Genomic DNA, 12,340 nt, shown 5'->3' on the forward strand with positions numbered 1-12,340 from the left:
CAGTGGTTCATTACTCGACTAATGAACCATGGAACTGGGTTGAGGGGCAAGTCCTGGCCGCCACTCCATCTCGGATCACGTGAACGATGGGTGTGGGTTCCCTCGGCGTGTCCCTGTCTGCGGCGTGCACGTGATCCGGAGTGGGGGTGGTGCGCGTCTACAGTGGGATGAGCTTTTCCGACACCCAGCTTTGGAGCACCCCAGATGAGCCATTCCGCGCAGTACATCCCGCCACCCGAGGACGCTGAGAACCCCTCCGCGTCCGAAGCCGGTGTGCTGGTGGACCAGCAGGACGCCGACCACTCGAGCTCAGGCTCGGGTGAGACGGGCACGGAAGGTGCCGGCCGTCGTCGGGAATCTGCGGAAACGAAGGACCCAAACCAGGGTCCGTGGCGCGATGCGCTGGGCAAGACCGGTGCGCGCGCGGCCCAGCTGCTGCTGATCGCCGCCGTGGCCGCAGTGCTGATCTGGCTGCTGCTGCGCGTGAAGGTGGTGCTGATCGCCCTGCTGGTGGCCCTGATCCTCGCCTCCGCCGTGGCACCCCTGGTGCGCTGGCTGGTGCGCAAGGGGTGGTCGCAGATGTGGGCGACCATCGCGGCGTTCGTGGGGATCGTGGCCCTGGTGGGCGGTGTCATCACCGGCGTGGTCTTCGCCATCCGCGGGGAGTGGGACTCCCTGGTCTCCTCCGCCGAAGAGGGCTGGCAGGAGGCGCAGGGCTGGCTGACCAACGGGCCGCTGCCGGTGGACACCCAGATGATCGACGACGCCGTGAAGCAGGTGACCGACTTCGTCACCAGCGGCTCCTTCGCCAGCGGACTGGCCTCCAACACGTTGACCGGGATCTCCGCGGCCACCGAGTTCATCACCGGGCTGGTGCTGATGGTGGTCATCCTGTTCTTCTTCCTCAAGGACGGCGGGAAGATCACCAACTTCGCCCTGCGCTGGTTCCAGGGTGAGACCCGGGCCAAGGTGGCCGAGTCCGCCGACCGCTCCTCCGAGGTGCTCGGCGGCTACGTGCGAGGCACCGCCACGGTGGCCGCGGTGGATGCGGTGCTGATCGGCATCGGCTTGATGATCGTGGGCGTGCCGTTGGCCCTGCCGCTGGCCGTGATCGTGTTCGTGGGCGGGTTCATCCCGATCGTCGGCGCCACCGTGGCCGGCATCCTCGCCGCCCTGGTGGCCCTGGTGACCGTGGGCTTCGTGGAGGCGCTGATCGTGGTGGCGATCGTGATCGCCGTAAACCAGATCGAGGGCAACCTGCTCCAGCCCGTGGTGATGGGACGCACGCTGAGCCTGCACGCGCTGATCGTGCTGCTCGCCCTGACCATCGGCACCCTGGTGGGCGGCATCTTCGGAGCCATCCTCGCCGTGCCCTACACCGCCGTGGCCTGGGCCGTCATCCAGGTCTGGACGGACAGGTACCAGACCGGACACGACCCCGTGCTCGGAGACGACCCGCTGGACGCCAAGGACCGCGCTCGGTCCAAGGCCACGCTCGGACAGCGGCTGCGCTACCGGCAGATGCGCGGACAGGCAGAGACCGGCGGCGAACTCGGTGCCGTGGAGCACGACACTCGGGGCGAGCGGCGTGCTGAGGAGCGGGCTGACGAGCGTGCCGAGGCGGGCCGGCGCGACGCGTGATCGGTACGGCTGGGGTTGGTGAGGGTCCGGGCGGAGGCGCGCCGGCCGGGTTCCTGCTGCGCCCGATGACCCCGTTCGACCTGCCGGACGTCCTGGAGTTGGAGCAGCGGCTGTTCCCCCTGGAGGCCTGGCCGCTGGAGTTCTACCTGGAGGAGCTGGCTCAGGCCGGGCCTGCCGGGGGAGTGGACGTGCAGGGACGGCCTGCCACCCGGGACTACCGCGTGGTGGTGCGAGACAGCTCTGGGGGTGCTGGTGCTGGCGAGGCTGCCGAGCGCGACGGGGAGATCGTGGGTTACGGCGGCCTGATGGTGGTCGGCGACGTGGCCGATGTCCAGACGATCGGCGTGGTGCCCGGCGCTCGCGGCCTGGGGCTGGGCGGCGTACAGCTGCAGTGGATGATCGATGAGGCCCGGCTGCGTGGAGCCGAGGCGCTGCTGCTGGAGGTCCGCGCAGACAACGTCGGCGCTCAGGCGCTCTATGCCAAGCACGGATTCGAGCACATCCACACCCGCCGCGGGTACTACCCCGGGGAGCGGGATGCCGACGGGCGCACCCAGTCCGTGGACGCCCTGATCATGCGCCTGCCCCTCACCGACTGACTCCAACCCGGATCACGTGTACGACAGATGCGGAGTTTCTCGGCGTGTCCCTGTCTGGATTGTTCACGTGATCAGACGGGAGTATGAGGTTGTGGATAGTCGCGGACGGGCATCTGCGGTGTGCGCGACGCTGGGGGAATGGAACACTCAGCTGCCCCCGCGCCCATCCTCGGCCCCGTGTTCTCCGTTGGCGACGCGCACAGGGCCGGAGTCACCCGCCATCAACTGCGGCGACCGGATCTGACCTCTCCGACTCCCGGCTTGCGGATGTGGGCCGACGCGGAGCCGTCCTGGCGGGACATGGCTGTGGCACTGTGCCGACTGGGCGGAGGCCAACACCTGAGCCATGTCACGGCCGCGCAGCTGTGGGGGATCTGGCTGCCGATCTGGCTGCAAGACGGTGAGCAGGTCCATGTCACAGGCCAGAAGGGGTTCAGCGGTTCCATGCGTCGCCCCGGCGTGGTGGGGCACCGAGCGAAGCTGGACACGTCGGATGTAGTGGAGGTGGACGGACTGCGCCTGACCACGCCCGCAAGGACCTGGCTGGACCTGGCCCCGCTGCTGAAGGACCCTCTGGACCTGGTGGCCGCAGGCGACGCCCTGCTCCAGCGCTCCGATGGACCGCCGCGTCCAGACGGGGTGTTGGGCGCCAACCCGCTGGCGACGCTCACAGAGATCGATGCTGCGATGAGGCGCCGCCGCAGCGTCAAGGGGATCCAGGCAGCCCGTGAGGCCCGACCGATGCTGCGTGAGGGGGTGGATTCTGCACCGGAATCCCGTATGCGCATGGTGGTGGTGAGTGCTGGACTGCCGGAACCGGTGGTGAATCCTGTGCTCGTGCTGGGGTCAGGTGTACGGCGCCAGCCCGACCTGGCCCTGCTGGAGTGGAAGCTGGCCCTGCAGTACGACGGCGGTGGCCATGCTGAGCAGGCACAGGTCAATCGAGACATCTGGCGTGACGACGACTTTGACCGGCACGACTGGCGCACGGTCAAGGCAGGGCGTGACCTCTACACCGCCTATGGAGAGCAGGCTTTCCTGGACCGCCTGCGCCGGGCGATGCGTGCGCAGGAACAGCGAGGATTCGGTCCCCACCGCTGATCACGTGTACGACGGCTGCGGAGTTTCTCGGCGTGTCCCTGTCTGGATTGTTCACGTGATCCGGAATGGGGGCTCTCAGCGACTGAGCGACCGCCAGCGGAGGGCCAGCTCCAGGTCGAACCGCGCGGCAGGGTCCTCCAGCGCGTCTCCGAACAGCTCGCGCAGCCGGCCCAGCCGGTACCCCACGGTCTGCGGGTGGATGCCCAGTTCCTGCGCCACCGGCCCACGTTGCCCCCAATGGCTCAGCCAGCTCAGCAGTGTCTGCTCCAGCACCTCGCGCTTGGCCTCGGTCAGCTCCCTCAGCGGCGCCAGCGCCCGTTCGGCCAGCTCGGCCATCACCAGTGGCTCCGCGCCCAGGACCACCGCCGCCAGGTGATCCTCGGCCATCAGAGGTGCGCGTCCGTCGTCGGGCCCTGCGGAGCCGCGCTGCAACGCCACCGTGCGCGCCATGCGGTACGAATGCGGCACTCCACGCCAGTCCACGCTCGTCCCGATCACCGCGCCCGATCCCGCCAGCAGCCGCAGCATCCGGGTCCGCTGGCTCGGCCGCTCAGGGGCAGGGATCAGCGCCGTGGCCTCGGACTCGCGCTCCACCACCAGCCCGCTCACCCCCAGCGCGGCACGCACTGCAGGAGCTGAGGCCACGGGCATCACGACGACGGCCAGTCGCCGGGGCGGGCGCCAGTCAGCGGCCCCGGAGAGACGGTCCAGCTCGTCCTCCTCCACACCGCCGCGCACCAGAGCCCCCACCAGGTCGGCGCGACGCAGCTCCAGCACGCCGGCGCGGGCGGACTGCTCGAAGGCGTAGGCCTGGGCGCTCACGGAGGAGAGCTCGTCGATGTACGCCCAGATCGACTCGCCCAGATCCACCACCACGGACAGGTCCATCTGCTGACGGGCGCACTCCTCGGAGAGCCCGCGGAACGCGATCCGGGCACTGGTGCGGTAGGCGGCCAGCAGCGCGTCCATGGAACGGCCCTGGCGGAACTCACCGGCACCGAGGTCGGCCACCAGGGCACGGGACTCCGCGGTCAGGGCCGGCCGGGAGGTCCCGGGCAGGGCCAGCAGCTGGTCCAGCGCGGTGATCACGCCGAGGGTGAGCTTGTCCCCGTACCGCCCGTCACCACGAGCAGAGGCGTAGGCGGGGATCTGCCGGGGGACGGTCTCGATGATCTTCTCCACGATCCCCGGGACGGCCGGGGCCAGCGCCTCCGAGAGGTCCGAGGGCAGCGACTCCCACGGCGGACTCCAGTCCAAGGGTGGTGTGGGGGTGGGGATGATGGTCATTCTTGTCTCCCGGCGATAGGTTCCTGGGCGCAATCGTACGCCCGAGGCGGAGAAGTTGATCTGGCGAGCGCATAGGCTGACGGTATGGCAGGACTTTCACTGATCAAGCGCATGGCCGAGGCACTGCTGCACCCGATGACCCCTCAGGACGTGCTCTCCCTGCTCGATCCAGTCCACTCCTCGCGTCAGCTGCGCGGCGTGGTCACCAAGGTCACCCGCCCCGTGCCCGGCAGCGCGACCATCTCCTTCCGCACCGGCCCCGGCTGGCGTGCGCATGACGCCGGTCAGTGGGCCCGGATCGGCGTGGATGTGGACGGCGTGCGCCAGTGGCGTTCCTACTCCCTCTCCGCCCCCGCCGGCGCCGATCCGGAGATCACCGTGACGGACATCGGGAAGGTCTCCGGCACCCTGGTGCGCACCACCAAGGTCGGCGACGTCCTGTTCCTGGCCCGCCCCGAGGGGGACTTCGTGCTCCCCGAGGAGCCGCGTCCGCTGCTGATGCTCACCGCCGGATCCGGTCTGACCCCGGTCATGTCCATGATCCGCACACTGGTCCCGCGCCGCCCGGACGCTGACGTGGTCCTGATCCACTCCGCCCGTACCCCGCAGACCGCCCTGTTCCGCGAGGAGCTGGAGGAGCTGGCCGATCAGTTCCCCGGACTCACGGTCCACCACCACTTCACCTCCCAGTCCGGCCGACTGGACCTCACCAACACCGCCACGCTGGATGCCCTCTGCCCCGACTGGCGTGACCGTGCGGCCTACGCCTGCGGCCCCTCCGGGTTCCTGGACGACGCCGAACACCTCTGGGCCACCCACGGGCCCACCGGCCCCGGCGCCCTGCAGATGGAACGCTTCCAGGCCGACCTGACCGGGGGAGAGGCCGGCGCCGGCGGACTCGTGATCTTCGAACAGTCCGACACCGAGGTCCAGGCCCCGGGCGACGTCTCCCTGCTGGAGGTCGCCGAGGACGCCGGACTGCCCGCCCCCAGCGGCTGCCGCATGGGCATCTGTCACGCCTGCCTGGTGCCCCTGCGTTCCGGCCAGGTCACCGATCTGCGCACCGGCGAGGTCCACGGCGACCCCGGCCAGCTGATCCAGACCTGCGTGAGCGCGGCCGCCGGGCCCGTCAGCCTGGGCCTCTAGCCCTCCACCTTCCCGACGACGGCCTCTCACCGAGGGCCTTCGCCTCCCGTTCCCCGTTTCCAGACTTCCGACGTCCATCCCCTCACTTCAGGAGGACCCTTGACTCAGACCCTGCATCCCACCACCACCGAGACAACCGCGACGAGCACCGAGGAGCGCCGCACCACCATCCGCCGCTCCAGCGACCGTGTCCTGCCGGCAGACCGCCCGAACACCGTCAGCTGGGCACCGCGCGAGGACCAGCAGGAGGGCAGCCCGGCCGCATCCGCCTCCACGGCCACTGTCCCGGCCCCTGCTGCCGACTCGTCGCCTGACTCGACCCCAGCGTCCGCCGCGCGGGTGCGCCCAGGGTCCCTGGCCGCCGTCGGGAGCCCTGCTGTGCGGCCACCGGCCGCCGCCCACCTCTCCGATGAGCAGGTGGCCGAGCTGGCCCGTGAGCTGGATGCCGTCCGGGACGAGGTGCTCTCCCGCCGTGGCGCCTCGGACGCCGCCTACATCCGCCGGGTCATCCGCCTGCAACGTGTGCTGGAACTGGCCGGACGTGGTTGCCTGCTCAACGCCCAGAACAAGGTGGCCTGGGTGGCCGGCACTGCCATGCTGACCTTCGCCAAGATCATCGAGAACATGGAGATCGGGCACAATGTGCTCCACGGGCAGTGGGACTGGATGCGCGATCCGGACATCCACTCCACCACCTGGGAATGGGACTTCGTCACGCCGTCCACCGCCTGGCAGAACACCCACAACGACCTGCACCACCGCTGGACCAACGTGATCGGCAAGGACCGGGATGTGGGCTACAACGTGTTGCGCATGGACGAGGACGAGCAGTGGCAGCCCCGCCACATCCTCAACCCGGTGATCAACGCCGGGCTGGCACCGGTGTTCGAGTGGGGGATCGCCCTCTACGACCTCGAACTGGACCGAGTGAAGGCCGGAGAGAAGTCCCGTGAGGAACTGATGCGAGATCTGCGTTCGGTGGGTGTGAAGGCCGCCAAGCAGTTCGCCAAGGACTACGCCGCCACCCCGGTGGCCGCGGAGCTGCTGACCGGCTCCGGCAAGGCCGCGCTGATCGGCACCGTGGTGGCCAACGGGCTGCGCAATATCTGGGCGCACTCGGTGATCTTCTGCGGCCACTTCCCAGAGGGCGCGGAGACCTTCACCGAGGAGATGGTGGAGGGGGAGACCCGCGGCGACTGGTACGTGCGGCAGATGATCGGCTCGGCCAACATCGACGGCTCCAAGTTCATGCACTTCATGACCGGCAACCTCTCCCACCAGGTGGAGCATCACCTGTTCCCGGACCTGCCCTCCAACCGGTACGCCGAGGTGGCGCCCAAGGTCCGCGAGATCTGTGCCCGCTACGGACTGCCGTACACCACCGGCCCGCTGCTGAAGCAGGTCGGCTCCGCCTGGGCCAAGGTCTTCCGCCTGGCCCTGCCCGGGAAGTGAGGCGGTGGTGGGATTGGCCAACCAGTGGTAGTAGGGCTGGCGAGAGGGCTGCCTCTGTCCGTCAAGGACCTCGTTCTCCTGCGCCAGCAGCCGGATCCGTTTGAGCGCCTGCCGCAAGTCGGCGGCCGCAGTCCGAGACCGGCCCGGCTTGGCACCCTCCTCGATGTCGGCGTGAGGCAACCACGTGCGCAACGTCATCGGGTGGGCCCCACATCTTTAACGATCTACTCGATGGTCACGCCGGTCTCGCGATCTCGAGCAACACGAACCAGGCCGTCACCCAGCTCGCTCGGGTAGGGCTTGGGGACAGAACCCTTCTTCCGGGCTGCCCTCCCGGGCAAGCCAGATTGGGATGACCTGACCTATGGATCAGGATGTCACTTACTCATGCAGCAGTCCCAGCGGCGCCAAGATGACCCCGACGTTCTTCGTCGATGGTTGTCAGATGGTGGGCAGCTATGATGCGCGCTCATTGACCGGGATGTTGGAATCCAGCCGCCGCGGAAATCGCACCCAGACGGCTCGGGCCTGAGACCGGCCTTCGAACCGAAAGTAGGTAGGTCCGCGGGCAGTGGAAGCGCCGGCCCGCCTTGCTCGCGAGTTCTTTCCAGCGGCTGGTGACGGTGATGACCGAAGTGGGTTTCCTTTCGTTGACCTCGGCTATCGCAGAGCTCAGGCCAGCAAGGGTCCATCCTCCATAGCTGTGCGGGCCACCGCTCCCACACTGCGCGCCACAGACGGGTGGACTGTCTAGGACAGGTGCCTGATCCGACCCGACCGATAGGCCCCGTTGCTAATCTTCTAGGCATGGTCAGAACACCCGCGCCCACGTCGCCGGATCCCTCGCCCGTTCAGCCAGACGTGCGAGTTCTCGGCGCGCGCGAGCACAACCTTCAGGACATCGACCTCACGGTGCCCCGCGACGCGCTGGTGGTGTTCACGGGGGTCTCCGGCTCGGGGAAGTCCTCTCTGGCGTTCGGAACCCTGTTCGCAGAGTCTCAGCGCCGCTACCTTGAGTCCGTCGCTCCGTACGCTCGTCGCCTGATCGACCAGGCCGGCGTCCCGGACGTTGACTCCATCACGGGCATGCCGCCGGCCGTTGCTCTTCAGCAGCAGCGTGGAGGCCGTAGCGCGCGGTCTTCGGTAGGCAGCATCACCACGCTCTCATCCCTGGTGCGGATGCTCTATTCCCGGGCTGGCCACTACCCTGATGATCAGCCGATGCTTTACGCCGAGGACTTCTCCGCCAACACAGTGCAGGGCGCATGTCCTGAGTGTCACGGCATCGGCCGCGTGTACGAGGTCACCGAGGACAAGATGGTGCCCGACCCTTCGCGGACGATCCGCGAGCGGGCTATCGCCTCGTGGCCCACGGCCTGGCACGGTCATCAGCTGCGCGATGTGCTCGTCGCCCTCGGCTACGACGTCGACGTCCCCTGGAAGGATCTGCCGAAGGAGGATCGGGACTGGATCCTCTACACCGAGGAGACGCCGTACGTCCCGGTCCACTCGCGGCTGACTCTCCCCGAGGCCCGGGCCGCGATCGAGGCTGGCGTCGAGCCAAGCTACTCCGGCACCTTCGTCGGTGCTCGCCGGTACGTGCTCGACACGTTCGCGAACACCAAGAGCGGGTCGATGAAGCGGCGCGTGGCGCAGTTCCTCACGGTCGCTCCCTGCACTGTCTGCCACGGCAAGCGGCTGAAGCCGGAGGCTCTGTCCGTGACGTTCGAAGGCCTCGATGTCGCAGAGCTCTCCGAGCTGCCGCTCGCGGAGCTTTCGACGTTGATCGAGGAGGCAGTTGAGCGGGCCACCGGCGATCTCGACGGGACCGAGACGGCGGGTCAGGCACTGGGTGAGACAGCCCGGCGCGACGCTGTGCAGCAGCGCGTCGACGCCGGGGGTTCAGCCCATGCGGCCGCCCCCGACGTGCGCAAGACGCCGAACCACTCGGTGGAGAAGCTGGCCGCGACAGCGCGATTGGGCGCAGAACTCGTCAACAGACTGCGGCCGATCATCGATCTCGGTCTGGGGTATCTCTCCCTGGGCCGCACCACCCCCACCCTTTCCGGCGGCGAGCTACAACGACTGCGACTCGCGACCCAGCTGACCTCCGAACTGTTCGGCGTGGTCTATGTGCTCGACGAGCCTTCCGCAGGGCTTCATCCGCAGGACGTCACTGCGCTGCTCGGCATCCTCGATGGGCTCAAGCGCCGAGGCAACAGCCTGTTCGTCGTGGAGCATTCGGTGGACGTGATGCGGCACGCGGACTGGCTGGTCGACATCGGCCCCGGCGCGGGCGAGCGCGGCGGACGCGTCATCTACAGCGGGCCCACCGATGGCCTCGCAGAGGTGGAGGAGTCCGTCACCCGCGGGTACGTTTTCGGGGGCAGCGGCCTACCCCGGCGGACGCCCCGAGAGCCGCAGGGGTGGTTGCAGCTCGAGCACGTAACTCGCAACAACCTGCGCGACGTGTCGATCTCACTTCCGCTCGGGGTGTTCACCGCTGTCACCGGAGTCTCGGGATCAGGCAAGTCAAGCCTGGTCAGCCAGGCATTACCTGCGCTGCTCGGCGAGCGGCGGGCACGAACTGTCCAAGCGGAGGACGCTGCCGCCCCCGAAGAAGACGAGCTCCTGCTGACGGACGAGCCCGAGGAGCTCGAGGGAACGGTCCGGGGAGACCTCTCCGGGGTGCGCCGCGTCGTCAGCATCGACCAGAAGCCCATCGGTCGCACCCCGCGCTCAAACGTCGCCACCTACACCGGTCTGTTCGACCACGTGAGACGGAGGTTCGCGGAGACGCCCGAGGCCCGCGCTCGGGGGTACAAGCCAGGCAGATTCTCCTTCAACGTCACCGGCGGTCGCTGCCCTACCTGCAAGGGCGAGGGATCAGTCATGGTGGAGCTGCTCTTCCTCCCCTCGGTCTACACCGAGTGCCCCGACTGCCACGGCACCCGCTACCAGTCCAGCACTTTGGAGATCATCTGGCGCGGCCGCGACATCGCGGAGATCCTCGCCATGAGCGTCGAGGAGGCCCACGATTTCTTCCACGGAGAGTTCGACATCATGCGGTCGCTCGCGGCACTCATCGACGTAGGTCTCGGGTACCTGCGTCTCGGACAGCCGGCTACCGAGCTGTCCGGAGGTGAGGCACAACGTGTCAAGCTCGCCTCCGAGCTCCAACGATCCCAGCGCGGGGACACTCTCTACGTACTCGACGAACCGACGTCCGGTCTGCACTGCGCCGACTCCGACCGGCTCGTGGCGCATCTTCAGACCCTCGTGGATGCAGGCAATACCGTCGTCGCGGTAGAGCTCGACATGCGCGTCGTCGCCGCAGCCGACCACGTCGTCGACCTCGGACCCGGCGCGGGAGACGACGGCGGCACGGTGGTCACCTCAGGAACGCCCGCGCAAGTCGCCTCGTCCGGAGTCGGCGCGTCGGCACCGTACCTCGAGGCGGCGCTGCAGAAGGCCGCCTCCCTGGGGTGAGAGTCAGCAGGCTTCGGCGGGCCCCGTGGTAGCTATCCGCTTCTATGCGCAGTCATCAACAACGAGCCGCTCCCGCAGCAGATTCCCGATGGGGCCACCGCCAGCTCCACGATGACACCCCAGGACATCCACCGCTGGTGGACGGCCGACTGGGACTGGTGGAGGTTGTATACCGAGAAGCCGCTGGAAGACTCGGTTGGTTCCCAGATCGACCCTGTCACCCGCGTCCTTCGGGTCAAGGGATTCGGTCACTATGCATGGCGAGTGGCTGGTGACCGGCCCGGCGGACAGGGAACCATGGTCAAGCTCACGCCCCTGGACGGGCTCGGTCTGTTCCACGCTGTGGACGAGCTGCTCAACCCCCGTTCCTAGAATGGGGGCATGTCCGTATCCAGCTCCACCGCTCCCACGCCCACCGCACCGCTCGTGTTGGGCATCGAGTCCTCGTGCGATGAGACCGGGTTCGGGATCGTCCGCGGAACCGAGCTGCTGGCCAACGCTGTGGCCTCCTCCATGGAGGAGCACGTGCGCTTCGGCGGGGTGATCCCGGAGATCGCCGCCCGTGCCCACCTGGAGGAGTTCGTCCCCACCCTGCAGCAGGCCCTGGTCACCGCCGGCGTCACCCTGGAGGAGATCGACGCGATCGCCGTGACCTCTGGCCCCGGACTGGCCGGGGCACTCATGGTCGGCGTGGCCGGAGCCAAGGCTCTCGCCCTGGCCACCGGCAAGCCGCTCTACGGCATCAACCACCTCGTCGCCCACGTGGGAGTCGGCGTGCTGGACGAGGTGCTGGGAGGTGAGGCGACCGTCGTCGGGAACTCCCGCGCACACCTGCCCGAATCCCTGGGTGCCCTGCTCGTCTCCGGTGGCCACACCGAGATCCTGCGGGTGAACCGGCTGACCTCGGATGTAGAACTGCTCGGGTCCACCATCGACGACGCCGCCGGGGAGGCCTACGACAAGGTCGCCCGCCTGCTCGGTGCCGGCTACCCAGGCGGGCCCGTGATCGACCGGCTGGCCCAGACCGGCGACCCCACCGCGTTCCGCTTCCCACGCGGACTGAGCGCCCCGAAGTTCGTGGGCACGGCCGAGGAGCCCGGCAAGCACCGGCATGACTGGTCCTTCTCCGGCCTGAAGACCGCGGTGGCCCGGTGTGTGGAGCAGTTCGAGGCCGCGGGGGTGCCGGATGAGGAGATCCCGACGGCGGACATCGCCGCATCCTTCCAGGAGGCGGTCGCGGACGTGATCACCTCCAAGGCGGTGCGTGCCTGCCAGGAGCACGGTCTGGACCACCTGCTGCTGGGCGGGGGAGTGGCGGCGAACTCACGACTGCGCGGACTGCTGGCCGAGCGATGCGCGGCGGCCGGGATCGAGTTGACGGTGCCCCCGGTGCGGCTGTGCACGGACAACGGGGCCATGGTGGCCGCGTTGGGGGCGCAGCTGATGGCTGACGGCGTGGAACCCTCGGGACTGGACTTCGCCGCCGACCCCGGCCAGCCGGTGGAACGGATCTCACTGGCGGGCTGAGGCGGATCCGGCGGGCCCGGCAGCCGCCGGATGGGCAGTTCTCCCCATCGCGGGGTGACGGTCCCGCGCCTACACTGAGGTGGACGGGCCCCGTGGGG

8 protein-coding genes are annotated in these 12,340 nt (G+C 68.7%); 7 read left to right on the forward strand and 1 reads right to left on the reverse strand.

From position 1 onward, the window contains the following. Nucleotides 1-204 precede the first annotated feature (204 nt). The 3 genes from ACEXHE_RS05870 to ACEXHE_RS05880 all read left to right on the forward strand — a co-directional run bounded on the left by ACEXHE_RS05870 (nucleotide 205) and on the right by ACEXHE_RS05880 (nucleotide 3,341). Nucleotides 205-1,641, forward strand: a complete 1,437-nt coding sequence (locus ACEXHE_RS05870; RefSeq protein WP_374785055.1) for an AI-2E family transporter — start codon at nucleotides 205-207, stop codon at nucleotides 1,639-1,641. A gap of 65 nt (nucleotides 1,642-1,706) precedes the next feature. After that, complete coding sequence (locus ACEXHE_RS05875; RefSeq protein ID WP_374785056.1) at nucleotides 1,707-2,240, forward strand: GNAT family N-acetyltransferase; 534 nt, start codon at nucleotides 1,707-1,709, stop codon at nucleotides 2,238-2,240. Between the two features lie 300 nt (nucleotides 2,241-2,540). Next, the gene (locus ACEXHE_RS05880; protein ID WP_374785057.1) at nucleotides 2,541-3,341 is read left to right on the forward strand and encodes a hypothetical protein; all 801 of its coding nucleotides are present in this window, start codon (nucleotides 2,541-2,543) and stop codon (nucleotides 3,339-3,341) included. A 75-nt stretch (nucleotides 3,342-3,416) separates the two neighbouring features. Here the strand turns inward: ACEXHE_RS05880 and ACEXHE_RS05885 are convergent, their stop codons facing one another. After that, nucleotides 3,417-4,628 (reverse strand): PucR family transcriptional regulator, encoded by a 1,212-nt coding sequence (locus tag ACEXHE_RS05885; RefSeq protein WP_374785058.1) that lies wholly within the window; start codon nucleotides 4,626-4,628, stop codon nucleotides 3,417-3,419. 84 nt (nucleotides 4,629-4,712) lie between these two features. On the opposite strand from ACEXHE_RS05885, the gene ACEXHE_RS05890 reads away from it, so the two are divergent. The 4 genes from ACEXHE_RS05890 to tsaD all read left to right on the forward strand — a co-directional run bounded on the left by ACEXHE_RS05890 (nucleotide 4,713) and on the right by tsaD (nucleotide 12,242). After that, nucleotides 4,713-5,774, forward strand: coding sequence for a ferredoxin reductase (locus ACEXHE_RS05890; RefSeq protein WP_374785059.1), 1,062 nt, complete (start codon nucleotides 4,713-4,715; stop codon nucleotides 5,772-5,774). 99 nt (nucleotides 5,775-5,873) lie between these two features. Beyond that, nucleotides 5,874-7,226 (forward strand): fatty acid desaturase, encoded by a 1,353-nt coding sequence (locus tag ACEXHE_RS05895; protein WP_374785060.1) that lies wholly within the window; start codon nucleotides 5,874-5,876, stop codon nucleotides 7,224-7,226. 807 nt (nucleotides 7,227-8,033) lie between these two features. Continuing rightward, nucleotides 8,034-10,715, forward strand: a complete 2,682-nt coding sequence (locus ACEXHE_RS05900) for an excinuclease ABC subunit A (RefSeq protein ID WP_374785061.1) — start codon at nucleotides 8,034-8,036, stop codon at nucleotides 10,713-10,715. A 381-nt stretch (nucleotides 10,716-11,096) separates the two neighbouring features. Next, nucleotides 11,097-12,242: a tRNA (adenosine(37)-N6)-threonylcarbamoyltransferase complex transferase subunit TsaD gene (gene tsaD / locus ACEXHE_RS05905; protein WP_374785062.1), complete on the forward strand. Its 1,146-nt coding sequence runs from the start codon at nucleotides 11,097-11,099 to the stop codon at nucleotides 12,240-12,242. The last annotated feature ends 98 nt before the right edge of the window (nucleotides 12,243-12,340 follow it).

It is taken from the genome of Micrococcus sp. IITD107 (assembly GCF_041927415.1).
In the GTDB taxonomy this organism is placed as follows: Bacteria; Actinomycetota; Actinomycetes; order Actinomycetales; family Micrococcaceae; genus Citricoccus; species Citricoccus terreus.

Coding starts and splice junctions, on each gene's coding strand:
- ACEXHE_RS05870 (WP_374785055.1), top strand. CDS start 205: ATGAGCCATTCCGCGCAGTACATCCCGCCACCCGAGGACGCTGAGAAC.
- ACEXHE_RS05875 (WP_374785056.1), top strand. CDS start 1,707: ATGACCCCGTTCGACCTGCCGGACGTCCTGGAGTTGGAGCAGCGGCTG.
- ACEXHE_RS05880 (WP_374785057.1), top strand. CDS start 2,541: ATGGCTGTGGCACTGTGCCGACTGGGCGGAGGCCAACACCTGAGCCAT.
- ACEXHE_RS05885 (WP_374785058.1), bottom strand. CDS start 4,628: ATGACCATCATCCCCACCCCCACACCACCCTTGGACTGGAGTCCGCCG.
- ACEXHE_RS05890 (WP_374785059.1), top strand. CDS start 4,713: ATGGCAGGACTTTCACTGATCAAGCGCATGGCCGAGGCACTGCTGCAC.
- ACEXHE_RS05900 (WP_374785061.1), top strand. CDS start 8,034: ATGGTCAGAACACCCGCGCCCACGTCGCCGGATCCCTCGCCCGTTCAG.
- tsaD (WP_374785062.1), top strand. CDS start 11,097: ATGTCCGTATCCAGCTCCACCGCTCCCACGCCCACCGCACCGCTCGTG.